The organism is Pseudomonas sessilinigenes, assembly GCF_003850565.1.
Classification (GTDB): domain Bacteria; phylum Pseudomonadota; class Gammaproteobacteria; order Pseudomonadales; family Pseudomonadaceae; genus Aquipseudomonas; species Aquipseudomonas sessilinigenes.
In genome coordinates, this window is the sequence record NZ_CP027706.1 from 4,773,323 (window position 1) to 4,790,899 (window position 17,577).

General features: G+C 63.7%; 20 protein-coding genes. 8 read left to right on the forward strand and 12 right to left on the reverse strand.

Annotation, left to right across the window (positions count from 1 at the left end; genetic code table 11):
* The first annotated feature begins 60 nt into the window (after window positions 1–60).
* From hemA to C4K39_RS22200, 6 genes are all read left to right on the forward strand, one after another.
* Window positions 61–1,335, forward strand: a complete 1,275-nt coding sequence (hemA, locus tag C4K39_RS22175; RefSeq protein WP_068578702.1) for a glutamyl-tRNA reductase — start codon at window positions 61–63, stop codon at window positions 1,333–1,335.
* Window positions 1,335–2,417, forward strand: a complete 1,083-nt coding sequence (gene prfA / locus C4K39_RS22180; protein WP_068578703.1) for a peptide chain release factor 1 — start codon at window positions 1,335–1,337, stop codon at window positions 2,415–2,417. Before hemA ends, prfA begins: the two co-directional genes overlap by 1 nt.
* Window positions 2,418–3,248 carry a peptide chain release factor N(5)-glutamine methyltransferase gene (gene prmC / locus C4K39_RS22185; protein WP_068578705.1) on the forward strand — a complete coding sequence of 277 codons (831 nt, stop codon included), beginning with the start codon at window positions 2,418–2,420 and terminating at the stop codon, window positions 3,246–3,248.
* Window positions 3,242–3,997 (forward strand): molybdopterin-synthase adenylyltransferase MoeB, encoded by a 756-nt coding sequence (locus C4K39_RS22190; protein ID WP_068578713.1) that lies wholly within the window; start codon window positions 3,242–3,244, stop codon window positions 3,995–3,997. The genes prmC and C4K39_RS22190 overlap by 7 nt, the downstream gene beginning before the upstream one ends.
* A complete protein-coding gene (gene murI, locus C4K39_RS22195) occupies window positions 3,990–4,781 on the forward strand; it encodes a glutamate racemase (RefSeq protein WP_068578707.1) in 792 nt (263 codons plus the stop codon). Before C4K39_RS22190 ends, murI begins: the two co-directional genes overlap by 8 nt.
* 114 nt (window positions 4,782–4,895) lie before the next feature.
* A complete protein-coding gene (locus C4K39_RS22200; RefSeq protein ID WP_068578709.1) occupies window positions 4,896–5,414 on the forward strand; it encodes an acyloxyacyl hydrolase in 519 nt (172 codons plus the stop codon).
* Between the two features lie 7 nt (window positions 5,415–5,421).
* On the opposite strand, the gene C4K39_RS22205 is transcribed toward C4K39_RS22200, so the two are convergent.
* The 12 genes from C4K39_RS22205 to C4K39_RS22260 form a co-directional block, all read right to left on the reverse strand.
* Entirely contained in the window at window positions 5,422–5,727 is a 306-nt protein-coding gene (locus C4K39_RS22205; protein WP_124347423.1) for a YkgJ family cysteine cluster protein, read from the reverse strand.
* A gap of 54 nt (window positions 5,728–5,781) precedes the next feature.
* The gene (locus C4K39_RS22210) at window positions 5,782–6,291 is read right to left on the reverse strand and encodes a DUF2878 domain-containing protein (RefSeq protein WP_124347424.1); all 510 of its coding nucleotides are present in this window, start codon (window positions 6,289–6,291) and stop codon (window positions 5,782–5,784) included.
* Window positions 6,284–7,555, reverse strand: coding sequence for an SAM-dependent methyltransferase (locus C4K39_RS22215; RefSeq protein ID WP_124347425.1), 1,272 nt, complete (start codon window positions 7,553–7,555; stop codon window positions 6,284–6,286). The genes C4K39_RS22210 and C4K39_RS22215 overlap by 8 nt, the downstream gene beginning before the upstream one ends.
* Window positions 7,542–8,348: a DUF1365 domain-containing protein gene (locus C4K39_RS22220; RefSeq protein WP_124347426.1), complete on the reverse strand. Its 807-nt coding sequence runs from the start codon at window positions 8,346–8,348 to the stop codon at window positions 7,542–7,544. Before C4K39_RS22220 ends, C4K39_RS22215 begins: the two co-directional genes overlap by 14 nt.
* Entirely contained in the window at window positions 8,345–9,592 is a 1,248-nt protein-coding gene (locus tag C4K39_RS22225; protein WP_124347427.1) for an NAD(P)/FAD-dependent oxidoreductase, read from the reverse strand. The genes C4K39_RS22220 and C4K39_RS22225 overlap by 4 nt, the downstream gene beginning before the upstream one ends.
* Entirely contained in the window at window positions 9,589–10,359 is a 771-nt protein-coding gene (locus C4K39_RS22230) for an SDR family NAD(P)-dependent oxidoreductase (RefSeq protein WP_124347428.1), read from the reverse strand. The genes C4K39_RS22225 and C4K39_RS22230 overlap by 4 nt, the downstream gene beginning before the upstream one ends.
* Window positions 10,356–10,781, reverse strand: coding sequence for a nuclear transport factor 2 family protein (locus C4K39_RS22235; RefSeq protein ID WP_068578723.1), 426 nt, complete (start codon window positions 10,779–10,781; stop codon window positions 10,356–10,358). Before C4K39_RS22235 ends, C4K39_RS22230 begins: the two co-directional genes overlap by 4 nt.
* The gene (phrB, locus tag C4K39_RS22240) at window positions 10,774–12,213 is read right to left on the reverse strand and encodes a deoxyribodipyrimidine photo-lyase (RefSeq protein WP_124347429.1); all 1,440 of its coding nucleotides are present in this window, start codon (window positions 12,211–12,213) and stop codon (window positions 10,774–10,776) included. The genes C4K39_RS22235 and phrB overlap by 8 nt, the downstream gene beginning before the upstream one ends.
* Before the next feature lie 13 nt (window positions 12,214–12,226).
* The gene (locus C4K39_RS22245; protein WP_124347430.1) at window positions 12,227–13,162 is read right to left on the reverse strand and encodes a MerR family transcriptional regulator; all 936 of its coding nucleotides are present in this window, start codon (window positions 13,160–13,162) and stop codon (window positions 12,227–12,229) included.
* A 3-nt stretch (window positions 13,163–13,165) separates the two neighbouring features.
* Complete coding sequence (locus C4K39_RS22250) at window positions 13,166–14,116, reverse strand: YbgA family protein (protein ID WP_124347431.1); 951 nt, start codon at window positions 14,114–14,116, stop codon at window positions 13,166–13,168.
* Window positions 14,117–14,245: 129 nt separating this feature from the next.
* Window positions 14,246–14,461 (reverse strand): TIGR02450 family Trp-rich protein, encoded by a 216-nt coding sequence (locus C4K39_RS22255; protein ID WP_068578731.1) that lies wholly within the window; start codon window positions 14,459–14,461, stop codon window positions 14,246–14,248.
* The gene (locus tag C4K39_RS22260) at window positions 14,458–15,444 is read right to left on the reverse strand and encodes an NAD(P)/FAD-dependent oxidoreductase (RefSeq protein ID WP_124347432.1); all 987 of its coding nucleotides are present in this window, start codon (window positions 15,442–15,444) and stop codon (window positions 14,458–14,460) included. The genes C4K39_RS22255 and C4K39_RS22260 overlap by 4 nt, the downstream gene beginning before the upstream one ends.
* A 194-nt stretch (window positions 15,445–15,638) precedes the next feature.
* Between C4K39_RS22260 and C4K39_RS22265 the strand changes: the two genes are divergently transcribed.
* Entirely contained in the window at window positions 15,639–16,541 is a 903-nt protein-coding gene (locus C4K39_RS22265) for a TIGR01777 family oxidoreductase (protein WP_124347433.1), read from the forward strand.
* A 13-nt stretch (window positions 16,542–16,554) separates the two neighbouring features.
* Window positions 16,555–17,577 (forward strand): ferrochelatase, encoded by a 1,023-nt coding sequence (gene hemH, locus C4K39_RS22270; RefSeq protein WP_124347434.1) that lies wholly within the window; start codon window positions 16,555–16,557, stop codon window positions 17,575–17,577.

A 17,577-nucleotide genomic window follows, 5' to 3' on the forward strand; every position in this document is an offset into this window, starting at 1 on the left:
TGTTCTGAGTCTGTCGAAGTAGGACAATTGCCGGCTTCTCGACATCATCAGCGACCTTGAATGGCCTTCCTTGCACTTGGTATTAACCACAAGACTGCTTCCGTAGACGTCCGCGAGCGCGTGGCCTTTACTCCTGAGCAGTTGGTTGAGGCCTTGCAGCAGCTCTGCCGACTCACCGACAGCCGCGAAGCTGCGATCCTCTCCACCTGCAACCGCAGCGAGTTGTATATAGAACAGGATCATCTTTCGGCGGATGTCGTGTTGCGCTGGCTGGCGGAATATCACCAGCTGAGCCTAGACGAACTACGCGCCAGTGCTTATGTGCATGAGGATGATGCGGCAGTTCGTCACATGATGCGCGTGGCTTCGGGCCTGGACTCACTGGTGCTGGGCGAGCCGCAGATTCTCGGCCAGATGAAGTCGGCCTATGCCGTGGCCCGCGAGGCCGGGACTGTCGGACCGTTGTTGGGCCGCTTGTTCCAGGCGACCTTCAGCGCCGCCAAGCAGGTGCGTACCGACACGGCCATCGGCGAGAACCCGGTGTCCGTGGCCTTTGCCGCCGTCAGCCTGGCCAAGCAGATCTTCAGCGACCTGCAGCGCAGCCAGGCCCTGCTGATCGGTGCCGGCGAGACCATCACGCTGGTGGCTCGTCACTTGCACGAGCTGGGCGTCAAGCGAATCGTGGTAGCCAACCGGACCCTTGAACGCGCCAGCCAATTGGCGGAACAGTTCGGCGCCCACGCGGTGCTGCTCTCGGACATTCCCCAGGAACTGGTGCACAGCGATATCGTCATCAGTTCCACCGCCAGCCAATTGCCGATTCTTGGCAAGGGCGCGGTGGAAAGCGCCTTGAAGCTGCGCAAGCACAAGCCCATCTTCATGGTGGACATCGCCGTTCCTCGTGACATCGAGCCAGAAGTCGGCGAGTTGGACGACGTTTACCTCTATACCGTCGATGATCTCCACGAAGTCGTCGCCGAAAACCTCAAGAGCCGCCAGGGTGCGGCACTGGCTGCCGAAGAGCTGGTGAACATCGGCGCCGAGGATTTCATGGTGCGCCTGCGCGAGCTGGCGGCGGTGGACGTGCTCAAGGCCTATCGTCAACAGAGCGAGCGCCTGCGCGACGAAGAACTGCAAAAGGCCCTGCGCATGCTGAACAATGGCAGCAGCGCCGAGGACGTGTTGGCCCAGCTAGCCCGCGGCCTGACCAATAAATTGCTGCACGCGCCGAGCGTGCAGTTGAAAAAGCTATCTGCCGAAGGCCGCCTCGATGCGCTGGCCATGGCCCAAGAACTGTTTGCCCTCGGTGAGGGCTCTTCGGATAAAACCCCGTAATGAAAGCGTCACTGCTCAGTAAGCTGGATATTCTCCAGGACCGTTTCGAGGAACTGACCGCCCTGCTTGGCGATGCCGAGGTCATTTCCGATCAGGCCAAGTTCCGTGCCTACTCCAAGGAGTATGCGGAGGTCGAGCCGATCGTGGCCGCCTACAAACAGGTGCTCAAGGTCCAGGCCGACCTGGAGGGCGCCCAGGCGCTGCTCAAGGACAACGATCCGGACCTGCGGGAGATGGCCGTCGAGGAAGTTCGCGAGGCCAAGGACCAACTGGTCGAACTGGAGAGCAACCTGCAACGCATGTTGCTGCCCAAGGACCCCAACGATGGGCGCAACGTGTTCCTGGAAATTCGCGCCGGTACCGGTGGCGACGAAGCCGCGATCTTTTCCGGCGACTTGTTCCGCATGTATTCGCGTTATGCCGAGCGGCGTGGCTGGCGCCTGGAGATTCTCTCGGAAAACGAAGGCGAGCATGGCGGCTACAAGGAAATCATCGCTCGGGTCGAGGGTGAGAATGTCTACGGCAAGCTGAAATTCGAGTCTGGAGCGCATCGCGTGCAGCGAGTGCCCGCCACCGAATCCCAGGGCCGCATCCATACCTCCGCCTGCACCGTGGCCGTGCTGCCGGAGCCGGATGAACAGGAAGCCATCGAAATCAATCCGGCCGACCTGCGCATCGATACCTATCGGTCCTCCGGTGCGGGTGGCCAGCACGTCAACAAGACCGACTCGGCCATCCGTATTACCCACATTCCATCGGGGATCGTGGTGGAGTGCCAGGAAGAGCGCTCCCAGCACAAGAACCGCGCGCGCGCCCTGGCCTGGCTGTCGGCCAAGCTCAACGACCAGCAGGCCAGTGCTGCGGCCAGTGCCATTGCCAGCGAGCGCAAGCTGCTGGTGGGTTCGGGCGACCGCTCCGAGCGTATCCGTACCTACAACTTCCCACAGGGCCGTGTTACCGACCACCGGGTCAACCTGACCCTGTACTCCCTGGATGAAATCATCGCCGGGGGGGTGGAGGCGGTGATCGAGCCGTTGCTGGCCGAGTACCAGGCCGATCAACTTGCGGCGTTGGGTGAGTAAATGACCATCATCGCCAGCTTGCTGCGCGCCGCGCAATTGCCGGATTCACCCACGTCGCGACTGGATGCCGAACTGCTCCTGGCCGCGGCCCTGGGCAAGTCCCGCAGCTTTCTTCACACCTGGCCCGAGCGCATCGTGCCCAGCGAAGCCGCCCTGCTGTTCGCCGAGTACCTGCAGCGGCGCCGCTCCGGTGAGCCCGTGGCCTATATTCTTGGCCAGCAGGGCTTCTGGAACCTCGACCTGGAAGTCGCGCCCCATACCCTGATCCCACGTCCTGATACCGAGCTGTTGGTGGAAACCGCATTGCAACTGCTGCCGGCAAGCCCGGCCCGGGTCCTGGACCTGGGGACTGGCAGCGGTGCCATTGCCCTGGCCCTGGCCAGCGAGCGCCCGGCCTGGAAGGTCACGGCAGTGGATCGAGTGCTGGAGGCCGTAGCCCTGGCCGAACGCAATCGCCAGCGCCTGCACCTGAACAATGTGACGGTGCTCAGCAGCCACTGGTTCGACTCCATCGATGGGCAGCGTTTCGAGCTGATTGTCAGCAACCCCCCGTACATTGCCGAGGCAGACCCGCACCTGATCGCTGGCGATGTGCGTTTCGAGCCGGAGAGTGCCCTGGTGGCGGGCAAGGATGGCCTGGACGATCTGCGCCTGATCGTGGCCCAGGCTCCCGAGCACCTGGTGGCCGGCGGCTGGCTGGTGCTCGAGCATGGCTACGACCAGGCGCCGGCGGTGCGTGAGTTGCTCGGCGCCCGAGGGTTCATCGACGTTCACAGCCGGGTCGACCTGGGTGGCCATGAGCGCATCAGCCTGGGATGCCTGCCGTGCTGACCGACCAGGAGCTGTTGCGCTATAGCCGCCAGATCCTGTTGCAGCAGGTGGATATCGACGGTCAGTTGCGTCTCAAGCAAAGCCGCGTATTGATCGTCGGTCTCGGTGGCCTGGGGGCTCCAGTGGCGCTCTACCTGGCAGCGGCGGGCGTTGGCGAGTTGCATCTGGCGGATTTCGATACCGTGGACATGACCAACTTGCAGCGCCAGATCATTCACGACAGCACCACTGTCGGAGCGCTCAAGGTGGATTCGGCCATCAGCCGTCTCACGGCCCTCAACCCGGACATTCGCCTGGTACGTCACCCGTTGGCGCTGGATGAGGACACCCTGGCTGCGGCTGTGGCCGATGTTGACCTGGTACTGGACTGCTGTGACAACTTCAGCACCCGTGAAGCCGTGAATGCCGCTTGCGTGGCGGCCGGCAAGCCCCTGGTCAGTGGCGCGGCGATTCGCCTGGAAGGGCAATTGTCGGTGTTCGACCCGCGGCGTCCGGAGAGTCCTTGCTACCACTGCCTGTATGGGCACGGCAGTGAGGCCGAGCTGACCTGTAGCGAGGCCGGGGTCCTGGGGCCGCTGGTGGGGCTGGTGGGCAGCCTGCAAGCGCTGGAAGCCTTGAAGTTGCTGGCTGGTTTTGGCGAGCCACTGGTGGGGCGGCTGCTGCTGATCGACGCACTGGGCACACGCTTTCGCGAGCTGCGGGTCAAGCGCGATCCAGGCTGCAAGGTGTGCGGTGGCCTGCATGAGTGAGGCGCCGGTTGCGGTCTTCGATTCCGGCGTGGGTGGCCTCTCCGTCCTGGCGGAGATCCAGCGCCTGCTGCCCAATGAGTCTCTGCTGTATTTAGGCGACTGTGGGTACATCCCCTACGGCGAGAAAACCCCCGAGTTCATCCGCCAGCGTTGCACGCTGATGGCGCGCTTCTTCCGCGAGCAGGGTGCCAAGGCCCTGGTGCTGGCCTGCAATACCGCCACCGTGGCGGCGGTAGCCGAGTTGCGCCGGGATTTTCCCGACTGGCCCATCGTCGGCATGGAGCCTGCAGTCAAGCCGGCTGCGGCGGCAACCCGCAGTGGCGTGGTCGGGGTCCTGGCAACTACCGGGACTTTGCAAAGTGCCAAGTTCGCCGCCTTGCTCGATCGTTTTGCCGCCGATGTAAAAGTCGTCACCCAACCTTGCCCAGGGTTGGTGGAGATGATCGAGAATGGGGATCTGCACAGCGATGCCCTGTGCCAGTTGTTGCAGGGGTATGTCGAGCCGCTGCTGGCGGCCGGTTGCGACACCATCATCCTGGGGTGCACCCACTATCCCTTTCTCAAGCCGGTGCTGGTGCGGATGCTGGGGCAACACATCAGCCTGATCGATACCGGGGCCGCGGTAGCGCGTCAGCTCCAGCGCCTGCTGGACGAAGCGGGCCTGCGCGCGCAAGGGCCAGCCGGCGAAACCCGGTTCTGGACGAGCGGCAATGTGCCGCACTTTGCCCAAGTGCTGCCCATCCTGTGGCAAAAATCCGTTAGTGTGCATCCTTTCGATTTGTGAAAAAAACGTGAAACCCTATCGTTTGCGCTGAACTTCTGGCTCGGCGCGGACTTCTATAGCCTGTCTACAGGGTTGTATAAAAACGTTCAAAATCATTCAAAAAGGATGTTCCTGATGAAGCGAGTGTTTTGTCTGGCCGCGCTTGCGGCTGCGTTGTTGGGGCAAAGTGTTTCCGCACAGGCGGCGGGGGTCGAATTCTCCGTAGGACAGACCGGGGACTCGACGCAAACCTATCGGCTAGGCATGCAATTGGATTGGGACAAGAGCTGGCTGCAAAGCGATGTCGGTCGCCTGACCGGCTATTGGAGCGGCGCCTACACCTATTGGAATGGTGACAAGAAGTCGAGCAACCATAGCCTGTCGTTCTCCCCGGTGCTGGTCTACGAGTTCGCAGCAGGCAGCGTCAAACCCTACGTCGAGGCGGGAATTGGCATAGCGGCCTTCGCTCATACCCAAGTGGAAGACAACAAGCTGGGCTCGGCCTTCCAGTTCGAGGATCGCATCGGCTTCGGCCTGCGCTTTGCCGGGGGCCATGAGGTCGGCATTCGCGCCACGCATTACTCCAACGCTGGCTTGCGCTCCCCCAACGACGGGGTCGAGAGCTACGCCCTGCACTACACCATGCCGCTCTGACCAAGGCTCAGCGATACGCCGTGGCGATACCCCGGCGTTCGCTCAGGCAATCGGCCTCGCCCAATTCGAATTCGCGGCAGATCAAGGGGCGCAGCTCATAGATCGTGCAACGCATGCTGTCGCGATCCAGAGCTGCGCACCAGCCATCATCCAGGCGGCGCATCACCTCGCCTCCCCAGTCGTCGGTATCGATAAAGCGCTCGGGCACCCCGGTATCGGTGATCAGCATCACTTCCAGCTGGCAGCAGCAGGCGGCGCAGGTCGAGCAACTGATGGCGGGTTCGGCGATGGGGGTAACGGGGATGGTGGTCATAGGCGCGCAGTGTAAGGCAGTGGGGCCTGGCTGTGTGAAAGCCCTGACCAACGCTCAGCCTTCGGTGGCCAGTGGTGGAGCCTCGGGGGCCACTCGTGCCAACACGTGCAGCAGCGGCAACAGCAGGGCCCAGAGCACTCCCAGCCCGATCGGCCCTGTTCCGTAGGGAAAGCTCACGCCGGCCAGGCGCCCCCCTGCGTAGTAGGACAGCGGACCTGCCAGCGCTCCCAGCAGGCAGGCTCGCCACCAGGGGCGGGCACTCCAGGCCAGGCCGTGGCGCAAGGTGCTGGCCAGAAGGACCCAGAGCAGCATCAGCCAGAAGGGAATCAATAGACTGACTTGCTGGAACTGAAACACCCCCAGCCAATTCAGGAAGCTGTCCAGGGTGATGCCGATCAGGGCAATGCCGAGCATCATCGGGCCTTCGTCGCCCCAGCGGCCGACCCAGCGAAAGTGCGCCAGTACGATCACCACTCCAAGCAATAGCCACAGGCTGTCGCCACTGAGTACGCAGGTGAACCAGCCCAGCTGGAACAACAGGGCATTGAGCAGTTGCCTAGGCATCGAGGCGCCCCAGCAGGGGCTGTGGCGCCGCAGCGGGTTTGGCCAGCAGCAGTTGCGCGGTGCCGATGGCGCGCTCCAGGAAGCCGCCTTCGCAGTAGCACAGGTAGAACTCCCAGAGCCGCAGGAAATAGGGGTCGTAGCCCAGCTCGCCCAGGCGGCCGTGGGCGCGGCGGAAGTTCTCGTGCCACAGGCGCAGGGTCCGGGCGTAGTGCAGGCCGAAGTCTTCCATGTGCAGCAGGTTCATGTCGGTGTCGCGACTGACCACCTCGAGCATTTTCTGCACGCAGGGCAGGGCGCCACCGGGGAAGATGTAGCGCTGGATGAAGTCCACGCCGTTCTTCGCCTGCTCGTAGCGCTGGTCGCGAATGGTGATGGCCTGCAGCAGCATCAGGCCGTTGCTCTTGAGTAAGCGTGCGCATTGCTTGAAGTAAGTGGGCAGGAAGCGGTGGCCCACGGCTTCGATCATTTCGATCGACACCAGCTTGTCGTACTGGCCGCGCAGGTCGCGGTAATCCTCCAGCAGCAGGGTCACCCGGTCCTGCAAGCCGGCGGCGTCGATCCGCTGCCGGGTGTAGGCGAACTGTTCCCTGGACAGGGTCGTGGTGGTGACCCGGCAGCCATAGTGCTGCGCGGCATACAGGGCCATGCTGCCCCAGCCGGTGCCGATTTCCAGCAGGTGGTCCTCGGGAGTGAGCGCCAGCTTCTGGCAGATGCACTGCAGCTTGTTCAACTGGGCCTGCTCCAGGCTGTCCTCGGCACTGCGAAACTGCGCGGCGGAATACATCATGGTGGGATCGAGGAACTGCTCGAACAGCTCATTGCCCAGGTCGTAGTGGGCGGCGATGTTTTTCTGCGAACCCTTGCGGGTGTTGCGGTTGAGCCAGTGCAGGCCGCGAACCAGCGGCCGGCCGAGCCTGGCCAGGCCGCCTTCCATGGCGTCCAGCACTTCCAGGTTGCTGACGAACACGCGGATGACCGCTGTCAGGTCCGGGGTGCTCCAGTAGCCATGGATGAAGGCTTCGCCGGCACCGATGGAGCCGCTGCTGGCCACCAAGCCCCAGGCGCTGCTGTCATGGACGTGGATTTCTCCCTGCAGGGCGCCGTCGCTGCTGCCGAACACCCGTCGCTCGCCATCTTCGTAGACCACCAACTGGCCGTGCCGAAGTTGCGCCAGTTGCCGCAGCACGCCACGGCGCAACAGGTTGGCGGTGAGGCCGTGAGTGCTGAACAGAGTGGTTTTGGCCGAGACGCTAGAGGATTTCATGGCGGCGATCCTTGGGTGGTACAGCGGCGGTGCGAAAGGTGCCAACGGCGGCCTGATGGGGAAAAAAACGCAGGCCCTTGGCGGCCAGGAGCAAGGCCTGCCAGTAGATCGCCAGGCAGGTTTTGGCGGTCATCCACGGAAAGCGCCGCAGATACTGGTGCAGGCTGCGGCGATCCAGGGCCTGGCGTTGCAGGTTGAGGGTGGCGTCGAACAACTTGAGCTCACCCTGCCAGTCGGCCATGTGTACGCCCAGGCGTTCGCCGGGGAGGCTGAAGCTCATGCGGTACTCAAGGTCCCGGGGCAGGAACGGCGATACGTGAAAGGCCTTGGCCACGGCGAAGTGCTGGTGCTCGGGAGCGTCGGCGCTGGCCGGCAGCACATAGTGATAGCGCTCGCGCCAGGGGGTATTGCTGACCTCGCAGAGAATCGCCGCCAGTTGCCCGTCGGCCTCGTAGCAGTAGAAGAAGCTCACCGGGTTGAAGGCCAGGCCCCAGCTGCGCGCCTGGGTCAGCAGGCATATTTTGCCGCTCGGTGCATGGCCGATGGCCGCGGCCACCTGCTGGCGTACGGCGTCGATCAGGTCCATGCCCCGGCTGGTGAAGGCCGGCAGGTAGTCGCCTTGACGAAAGGCGAAGGGCGCGAAGCGGCTCCGGCCAGCCAGGGGTGAGAGGCCCAGCACCGCGTCCTGTTCCTCCAGGTTCAGGTACAGCAAGCCGATCCGGTAGCGGAAGGCGTGGCCCTTGGGGGCGAAGCGCCGGTGGCTGATCCAGCCGCTGTACAGGGCGCTGTTCACAGTTGCTCCCCGAAGGCCTGGGCCACTCGCAGGGCGCTGACCACGCCATCCTCATGGAAACCGTTGGCCCAGTAGGCACCGCAGTAGAAGCTGTGGCGGGCGCCTTGCAGTTCGCTCCAGCGCGCTTGCGCGGCCACCGCCCCCAGGCTGTATTGCGGATGGGCATAGGTGTAGCGGGCGAGAACGTTCGATGGATCGATGGCCGCGCTCTGGTTGAGGCTGACGCAGAAGGTGGTACTGCTCTGCAGGCCCTGGAGAATGTTCATGTCGTAGGTCACGGCGGCGGCCTTCTCGGCGCTGGCGTCGAGGCGATAGTTCCAACTGGCCCAGGCCAGGCGGCGGCGCGGCAGCAGTCGGATATCGGTGTGCAGCACCACGTCGTTGTCGGCGAAGGGCAGCGCCTGGAGGATGTCCTGTTCGGCGCGGCTCGGGCTGGCCAGCAGCCGCAGGGCCTGGTCGCTGTGGCAGGCGAACACCACCTTGTCGAAGCGCTCGCTGCCAGCGGCGCTGTGGATCACCACGCCGAGTTCGTCGCGCTCGACCCTTTGCACCGGGCAGCCCAGGCGGATGCGCTCGTGAAACGAGGCCGTCAGTGGTTCGATGTAGCGGCTTGAGCCGCCTTCGATCACGTACCACTGGGGGCGGTTGTTCACCGACAGCAAGCCGTGGTTCTTGAAGAAACGAACAAAGAACTGCAGGGGGAAATCGAGCATCTGCCCCTGTGACATCGACCAGATCGCCGAACCCATGGGCACGATGTAGTGCTGGATGAAGCGCTCGCCGTAGCCCTGGTCCTTCAGGTAATCACCGAGGGTGGTCGAGGCCGAGATCCGCTGGTTTTGCAGGTCGAGCAGTGCGTGTTGGTTGAAGCGCAGGATGTCCCGCAGCATGCCCCAGAACCCTGGTGACAGCAGGTTGCGCCGCTGGGCGAACAGACTGTTGAGGTTGTTGCCGTTGTACTCCAGGCCCGTGGCTGGATCGCACACCGAGAAGCTCATTTCGGTGGCTTTGAATTTGACGCCGATCTGCCCCAGCAGGCGGATGAAATGGGGGTAGGTCCAGTCGTTGAAGACGATGAAACCGGTGTCCACGGCTTGGGTCTCGCCGTTGAGGCTGACCTGCACGGTATGGGTGTGACCGCCGATCCAGCTGCCAGCCTCGTAGACCTGGAGGTCATGACGACGGTTCAGGAGGTAGGCGCAGGTCAGGCCGGCGATTCCGCTACCGATGATGGCGATTTTCATGGGGCATTCCCTGCGTGGGCCAGGCGTTTGGCGAGGGCCAGTTGCAGGCGGCCGGGCAGCCAGGAAAGCAGCTTGAGCGCGAAGATGAACGGGGCGGGGAACGCGATCTCCAGATCCCGGCGGGGCAGGCGCTTGTGGATATGCCGAGCGGCCTTCCGGGCGCTCCAGCGCATGGGCATGGTGAAATCGTTGCGTGCGGTCAGCGGCGTGTCGACAAAGCCCGGGCTGACCAGGGTCACGTCGATGCCTTCGGCAGCCAGGTCGATGCGCAGGGACTGCAGCAGGTAGCGCAGCGCCGCCTTGGAGGCGCCGTAGGCACCGGCCCGGGGCAGAGCCAGATAGGTCACCGAGCTGGCCACACCCACCAGGTGCGGGTGATTGCCGGCGCGCAACAACGGCAGTGCGGCTTCGATGCAGTAGCCGACGGCCAGCAGGTTGGTGTTCAGTACCCGTTCGATCAGCGCTGAGTCGAATTGCTGCACCTCGATGTACTCGCAGGTCCCGGCATTCAGGATCACGCTGTCCAGAGCGCCCCAGGCCTGGGCGATGCGCTTGCCGATTTCGCGCACCTGCAAGGCGTCGCCAAGGTCGCCCGGCACCACCAGCACCCGGCCCGGGTAGCGCTGGGCCAGGGCCTCCAGCGGCTCGCGCGAGCGGGCGCTGAGCGCCACCTGGGCACCGGCTCCGAGCAGCTCTTCGGCCAGCGCTGCGCCGATGCCGCTGCCGGCGCCGGTGAGCCAGATCCGCCTTGGCATGGCCGGGTTCATCCGAGCCTCCTTTTCAACCAGGCGATCACTGCCCCGATCAGTGGCAGGTGTTCGTAGAGCAGGGCTCCCGCGTCGAAATAGTCGCGGTGGCGATAGACCCGGGCGTCACGCCATTGCAAGTGTGAACAGCCGGCCACCTGGATCAGGCCGCCGCCATTGAGGCGCGGGTGGTGGTAGCTCATGGTCCAGCGTAGGTAGCCCTGGCCTTCGGCGCACTGGTCGCTGCCGTGGAAGTCGAAGCGCAGTTCGCGGGCGTTGGCGTACAGCTGGGCGAAGTAATCGCGCAAAGGGGCCAGTCCATGAACCTCGTGCAGAGGGTCGGTGAACTGGATGTCATCGCTGTAGAGCTGGCCCAGGCGATCGAGGTTGTGGGCGTCCAGGGTGGCGAATTCCCGGGCGAAGTGGTCGAGGAAGTCACTCATGGCCTGCATCCAGCCGCGAGGGCAGTGCCTTGAACGCCGCCAGGGCCCGTTCCCGGGACCGTGACAGATCCACCATCGGCGCCGGGTAGTCGGCGACGCCGAACAGCCCGCCCAGGGTCGCCGGGTTGTGGATATCTTTTTTGTTCAGCCCGGCCAGTTGTGGCAGCCAGTGCTTGATGAAGCACCCCTCGCTGTCGAATTTCTGCGATTGGCTCACCGGGTTGAAGATGCGGAAGTAGGGTGCGGCATCGGTGCCGGTGGAGGCGCTCCACTGCCAGCCGCCGTTGTTGGCCGCCAGGTCGCCGTCGATCAGGTGCCGCATGAAGAAACGCTCGCCTTCGCGCCAATCGATCAACAAGTTCTTGGTCAGGAACATCGCCACCACCATGCGCAGGCGGTTGTGCATCCAGCCGGTCTCCAGCAACTGGCGCATGGCGGCATCGATGATCGGCAAGCCGGTGCGGGCTTCTTGCCAGGCCGCCAGTTCCTCGGGAGCGTCGCGCCATTTCACGGCTTCGGTTTCCGGTCGGAAGGCGCGGTGCCGGGACACCCGTGGGTAGCCCGCCAGGATGTGCTTGTAGAAGTCGCGCCACAGCAGCTCGTTGATCCAGGTGACTGCCCCGGGGTTGCCGCTTTCGAACTCCCCCTGGTTGCTGCGCAAGGCGGCGTGCAGGCATTGGCGGGGCGAGATCACGCCGGCGGCGAGGTAGGGCGACAGCTGGCTGGTGCCGGGCTTGGCCGGAAAGTCGCGCTCGCCCTGGTAATAGTGGATCTGTTCATCGGCGAACCGCTCCAGTCGCGCTTGCGCCTCGTCTTCGCCGGCTGGCCACAGTTCGCGCAAGCTCGGGCCCGGGGTAGGGAAGCCGTCGACCTGATCTGGCAGCGGATCGGCATTGATCGGCAGCGGTATCTGCGCCCTGGGCGCGCTCACCAGCGCGGGCAGCGCGGTGTGCAGGCGGTTGTAGCAGACTTTGCGGAACTGGCTGAAGACCTGGAAGTAGCCGCCGCTCTTGGTCAGCACGCTGCCGGGTTTGAACAGCAGTTGATCGAAGTGGCCTTGGACGCTGATACCGGCCTTCTCCAGAACCCTTGTCACCGCTTCATCGCGACGGCTTTCGTGGACGCCGTATTCCTGGTTGAAGTGCAGCATGCGTATCTGCAGTTGCTGGCACAGATCCAGCAGGACCTGGGGCGCCTGGTCCCAGGTGGCGGCGCTGCGAACCAGCAGCGGGATGTTCAGCTGGCCCAGGGCGGTACTCAGCGATTGCAGGTTGCGCAGCCAGAAATCGATCTTGCAGGGTGCATCATCATGGGTCTGCCACTGCTCCGGGCTCAAAAGGTACACCGCCACGGTCGGGCCCCGCTGGGCGGCGGCGCTCAGGGCGGTGTTGTCGTGTAGGCGCAGATCGCTGCGCAGCCAGATCAATTGCATGTCGGTTTCCGGATCAGAAAAGTCCTCGCTCGAGCAGTGCCTGGCAGGCCGCGATCGGGTCTTGGGCCAGGTGCAGATCGGCGATTTCAGTGATACATACGGACCACTCGGCGGGGTGGATGCACACCGCGGGTCCGGCGATGAATTTTTTGCAGGCAATGCCATTCAGCAGCCGTGGCAGTTGGGCGGGGTTGAGCGCCTTGCTGGAGTACAGCAGCAGGCCCCGGGCCTGCAGGCGCTCGGTGGCCAGTGCCAGTTCGCCCCCGGGCAGGGGCCAGTCGAAGACCTCTACCGGGCAATCGGCGCTGCTGGCCAGCCAGGCGGTGAGCCACAGATGGGGTTCCAGGGGTCGGTCCGACTGGTTGACCAGCAACAGCGGCGCGCCCTGCACCTGGCGGTTGTTGTGGTAGATCCGTGCGCCGAGCTTGCTACGCAGCCAGGTGTAGAAGAACACCTGTTCCATCTGGCTGCCGAACTGGCCCTGCCAGCGCTGCTCCAGTTCCGCCAGCAGCGGCATCAGCAGGTGCTCGCACAGGGTCCGCGGCGGATATAGCGCCATGGCCTGGTTGAAGGTGTCGTCTACCTTGCGTTCCGCCAGTTGGCTTATAGCCTGGACCAGGGTCTGGCGCAGGCGCTGCCAGTCATTCTCCACCGCCGAGCTGGAGCTGGCGGTGTTGGTCAGCAGGTGCTTGACCTGGCTCACTGCAACCCCGCGATTGAGCCAAGTCAGGATGTTCAGGATCTGCTGCACCTGTTCCTGGGAGTACAGGCGATGGCCCTTGGGCGTGCGTCGGGGCACGATCAGCCCGTAGCGCCGCTCCCAGGCTCGCAGGGTGACGGCGTTGACCCCGGTCTGGCGCGCTACTTCGCGGATCGGCAGCCAGCGTTCCTCCAGAGGGTCCTGGTACGGGGCGCTGTTTTCGTCAGCCGCTAGGGTGAGGTCTTTCATGGCTCAGATCGCATTGCGCAGGCTGAGGTCTTCGGGGTGCGGCTGCAGGTATAACTGTCGGGCAATGTAGGGATCGGGATTCTGGCGCAAGTGGTGCTTGAGCAGGGTCAAGGGCACCACCAGCGGGACGATGCCCAGGCGGTATTGGCCGATGACGTGCTGCATTTCCTGTTTGTCTTCGGCGCTGATGGCTCGCTTGAAGTAACCGCTGATGTGCTGCAACACATTGCTGTGGGTTCCGCGGGTGGCGCAGCGGCTCAGTGCAGTCATCAGCTGGCTGAAGTAACGCGGGCCGATCAATGCCGGGTCGCCCTGGCCCATGTTGCCCAGCAGGTTGCCCAGGGCCTTGTACTGGACCGGGTGATGGGCCATCAGCAGGTATTTGCAGCGTGCGTGAAAGTCGGTGAGGGCGCGCCGGCTCAGGCCTTGCTTGAGCAGTACCTGCCAGTCGCGATAGACGTAGACCCGGGTCAGGAAGTTCTCCCGCAGCACCGGATCGTTGAGGCGTCCGGCTTCTTCCACCGGCAGGTCCGGGTGCCGGGCGCAGAAGGCCTGGGCGTAGACGCCGCGACCGGCGTGGCGATGGGGAATGCCGTTGGCCTGGTACACCTTGACCCGCTCCAGCCCGCAGGACGGAGAGCTCTGCATGAAGATGTAGCCGCAGATATCGTCCAGCTGCACGGCCATGCGTTCGGCGTATTCCACCAGGGCCTGGGTGGCATCCCGGCTGCTGTCCCGCGTGCCCACGGCCCGTGGCTGTGCGGGGTCGCCCACCAGGCGGATCGGTTCCCGTGGGGTGCCCAGGCCAATGGCAACTTCTGGGCACAGGGGCAGGAAATCGAAGTAGTCCTTGAGTACCTGGCTGCACAGGCGGGACTCCTTGTGGCCACCGTTGTAGCGGACCTCGGCACCCATCAGGCAGGCGCTGATGGCGATTTTCGGCTGGGTGGACATGGTTCGACCTCCGGGGGAACATTCCTGTACAAAACCATTAATCTTGTACAACTTGTCTCAATCATAGGATTGAAGTTGTACAAGTCAAATTGTTTGTATAGGTATTGTCCCCGGACCGAGTGCGCCCGGTTATTGCCAGCCCATTCGCCAGTCGCGGTCGTCCTGCAGGGTTTGCCAGCTCAGGCGCTGGCTGCGTCGGGTAAGGACCGCCTGCAGCTCGATATCCAGCACGGTGCCTTCTTCATCGCAGAACAGTTCGGTGACCAGGAAGTGTTTCTCGCGGTGTTGCGGGTGGGCTGCTGTCCACTTCGACAGCAGCAGTTTGCGCGGGTTGAGGCGATTCACTGCAAGCTCTCGTGGAGTCGGCGTGCGGCCTCTTGGCCACTCAGCCAGGCGCCTTCGACCCGGCCGGACAGGCACCAGTCGCCACACACGTACAGGCCCAGGTCGGCATCGGCCAGTGCGCCCCATTCATGGCTGGTGGCCGGGCGGGCGTAAAGCCAGCGGTGGGCCAGGCTGAAGGTGGGGGCGGGCATGACGCTGTGCAGCAGCTCGGCGAAGGCACCGTGCAATTGCTCGGTCACGGCTTCTTTCGAGAGGTCGATGTGCTGCCGGCTCCAGGAGCTGGTGGCGTGCAGGACCCAGGTATCGAGGTGGCTGTCGTGCCCGGGCTTGCTGCGGTTACGGGCCAGCCAGTCCAGCGGACTGTCCTGCACGAAGCAGCCTTCCATCGAGGTTTCCAGAGGGGTGTCGAAGGCCAGAGCGACTGCCCAGGTGGGGTCCATTTTCACTCCGGCGGCGACCCCCGCGAGCTTCGGCGCGGCAGCTAGCAGGGCCGTGGCCTGCGGGGCCGGGGTGGCGATCACGACATGGCTGAAAGGGCCATGGGTGAAGCCTTCCGCATCCTGCAGGTGCCAATGCTGTTCGCCGCGGAAGACTTCGGTGATGCGGCAGGCGAAATGGGCTTCGAGGTCGCCGATCAGGGCACGGGTGATGGCGCTCATGCGCGGGGTGCCGACCCAGCGGGTCTGCTCATCCGGCGAGGGACTGAGCTGGCCGCCGTGGGAGTTGTAGAGCTGCGGTGTCCACTCGGCGACCCAGCCCTTGGCTTGCCAGCGCTGGACTTCGGTGACGAAACGCCGGTCGCGGGCGGTGAAGTACTGGGCTCCCAGATCCAGGCTGCCGGCATCGCTGCGCTTGCTCGACATGCGCCCGCCGCTGCCGCGGCTTTTGTCGAAAAGGTGGACGATATGCCCGGCATCTCGTAGCGCCTGGGCGGCGGAGAGTCCGGCGATGCCGGTACCAATGATTGCGATGGGTACTGTCATAGGGGCCTCGTTTACCTTGCTGTACAGACTACGCCGCCGCCAAAACCTGTACAATATTGTTTTTTGGTATAGCTTTCGGCGCGATCGGTTGTGCAGGTTGTCTATCGTTAAAATGCAGCCTGCCCGATTGAAAAGATCCCTGCTTATAAAAATAGACTAGTGATTCGGGTAAAACGCCACGCGAGGAAGATGTCATGCATATATTGCTGACCGGCGGTACTGGTTTGATCGGGCAGGCGCTGTGTCGCCATTGGCTGGCCCAGGGTCATCAGTTGAGTGTATGGACTCGCCAGCCCGATAAAGTGGCCGCTTTGTGCGGTCCTCAAGTAAGGGCAGTCAAGGAATTGCAAGAGCTGGACCAGCTCCCCGTGGATGCGGTGATCAACCTGGCCGGCGCACCCATAGCCGATCGTCCCTGGACTCACAAGCGCAAGGCGCTGTTGTGGGCCAGCCGCATTGCCCTTACCGAAACCCTGTTGGCCTGGCTCGACAGCCGTGAGCACAAGCCCCGTGTACTGCTTTCAGGGTCGGCGGTGGGGTGGTACGGCGATGGCGGCGAACGCGAGCTGGATGAAGAGTCGCCGCCAGTCAGCGAAGATTTTGCCAGTCAACTGTGTATCGCCTGGGAGGAAACGGCGCAACGTGCCGAGTCCATGGGAGTGCGCGTGGTGCTGGTGCGCACCGGCCTGGTGCTGTCTGCGCAGGGCGGCTTTTTGTCACGCCTGTTGCTGCCATTCAAGCTGGGCCTGGGTGGCCCGATCGGCAATGGCCGGCAGTGGATGCCGTGGATTCATATCGATGATCAAATTGCCCTGATTGATTTTCTTATGCATCAGGATGCGGCACGGGGTCCTTATAATGCCTGCGCGCCGAAGCCTGCACGCAACCGTGAGTTCGCCAAGGCCCTGGGGCGGGTCCTGCACCGGCCTGCATTGTTGCCGCTACCGGCCTTTGTGTTGCGCCTGCTGCTGGGCGAGTTGTCGCTGTTGCTACTAGGCGGCCAGCGCGCCGTGCCAGCGCGCTTGCTGGAGGCAGGGTTCACTTTCCAGTTCACTGATTTGCCCGCGGCCCTGGATGACGTATCCCGCCGCCATTGAAATAGGACGTTGCATGACCGATCACGCGTTGCTCCTGGTCAACCTCGGTTCGCCGGCCTCCACCTCCGTGGCGGATGTGCGCAGCTACCTCAATCAGTTCCTCATGGACCCCTATGTGATCGACCTGCCCTGGCCGGTACGACGCTTACTGGTGTCGCTGATCCTGATCAAGCGCCCGGCTCAGTCGGCCCACGCCTACCAATCCATCTGGTGGGAAGAGGGTTCGCCGTTGGTGGTGCTCAGCCGACGCCTGCAGCGAGCAATGAGCGAGCAATGGAAGCAGGGGCCTGTGGAGTTGGCGATGCGCTACGGCGAGCCTTCGATCGAATCTGCACTGCTCAAGCTGACGGCCCAGGGCCAGCGCAGGATTACCCTGGCTCCGCTGTACCCACAATTCGCCGACAGTACTGTGACCACTGTGGTCGAGGAAGCCCGGCGCGTAGTGCGCGAGCATCAGCTGGATGTGCAGTTCAGCGTGCTGCAGCCGTTCTACGACCAGCCTGAATACATCGACGCCCTGGTGACCAGCGTCAAGCCACATCTGCAACAGCCATTCGACCACTTGCTGCTGAGTTTCCACGGCTTGCCTGAGCGACACTTGCAGAAGCTCAACCCAGGACACCGGCTGGATGGCCTGGGGGATTGCTGCCGGGACGCCTCGCCGCAGGTGCTCGACAATTGTTATCGCGGGCAGTGCTTTCGTACCGCGCAGGCCTTTGCCCAGCAAATGGGCCTGGCCGATGGGCAATGGTCGGTGTCGTTCCAGTCGCGCTTGGGACGTGCCAAGTGGATCGAGCCTTATACCGAAGCCCGGTTGGATGAGTTGGCCCAGCAGGGTGTGAAGAAGCTGCTGGTGATGTGCCCAGCCTTTGTCGCCGATTGCATCGAGACGCTGGAGGAGATCGGGGATCGCGGACGTGAACAGTTCCGTGAGGCCGGAGGAGAGGATCTGTTGTTGATTCCGTGCTTGAACGATGACCCGCAATGGGTGCAGGAGTTGGCCAATTTGTGCGCCCGGGCACCGCTGGCCTTATAG

Bases quoted from the DNA above. Each gene is read 5' to 3' on its own strand.
- hemA (WP_068578702.1), top strand. From the start codon at position 61: ATGGCCTTCCTTGCACTTGGTATTAACCACAAGACTGCTTCCGTAGAC.
- prfA (WP_068578703.1), top strand. From the start codon at position 1,335: ATGAAAGCGTCACTGCTCAGTAAGCTGGATATTCTCCAGGACCGTTTC.
- prmC (WP_068578705.1), top strand. From the start codon at position 2,418: ATGACCATCATCGCCAGCTTGCTGCGCGCCGCGCAATTGCCGGATTCA.
- murI (WP_068578707.1), top strand. From the start codon at position 3,990: ATGAGTGAGGCGCCGGTTGCGGTCTTCGATTCCGGCGTGGGTGGCCTC.
- C4K39_RS22200 (WP_068578709.1), top strand. From the start codon at position 4,896: ATGAAGCGAGTGTTTTGTCTGGCCGCGCTTGCGGCTGCGTTGTTGGGG.
- C4K39_RS22205 (WP_124347423.1), bottom strand. From the start codon at position 5,727: ATGACCACCATCCCCGTTACCCCCATCGCCGAACCCGCCATCAGTTGC.
- C4K39_RS22210 (WP_124347424.1), bottom strand. From the start codon at position 6,291: ATGCCTAGGCAACTGCTCAATGCCCTGTTGTTCCAGCTGGGCTGGTTC.
- C4K39_RS22215 (WP_124347425.1), bottom strand. From the start codon at position 7,555: ATGAAATCCTCTAGCGTCTCGGCCAAAACCACTCTGTTCAGCACTCAC.
- C4K39_RS22225 (WP_124347427.1), bottom strand. From the start codon at position 9,592: ATGAAAATCGCCATCATCGGTAGCGGAATCGCCGGCCTGACCTGCGCC.
- C4K39_RS22230 (WP_124347428.1), bottom strand. From the start codon at position 10,359: ATGAACCCGGCCATGCCAAGGCGGATCTGGCTCACCGGCGCCGGCAGC.
- C4K39_RS22235 (WP_068578723.1), bottom strand. From the start codon at position 10,781: ATGAGTGACTTCCTCGACCACTTCGCCCGGGAATTCGCCACCCTGGAC.
- phrB (WP_124347429.1), bottom strand. From the start codon at position 12,213: ATGCAATTGATCTGGCTGCGCAGCGATCTGCGCCTACACGACAACACC.
- C4K39_RS22245 (WP_124347430.1), bottom strand. From the start codon at position 13,162: ATGAAAGACCTCACCCTAGCGGCTGACGAAAACAGCGCCCCGTACCAG.
- C4K39_RS22250 (WP_124347431.1), bottom strand. From the start codon at position 14,116: ATGTCCACCCAGCCGAAAATCGCCATCAGCGCCTGCCTGATGGGTGCC.
- C4K39_RS22260 (WP_124347432.1), bottom strand. From the start codon at position 15,444: ATGACAGTACCCATCGCAATCATTGGTACCGGCATCGCCGGACTCTCC.
- C4K39_RS22265 (WP_124347433.1), top strand. From the start codon at position 15,639: ATGCATATATTGCTGACCGGCGGTACTGGTTTGATCGGGCAGGCGCTG.
- hemH (WP_124347434.1), top strand. From the start codon at position 16,555: ATGACCGATCACGCGTTGCTCCTGGTCAACCTCGGTTCGCCGGCCTCC.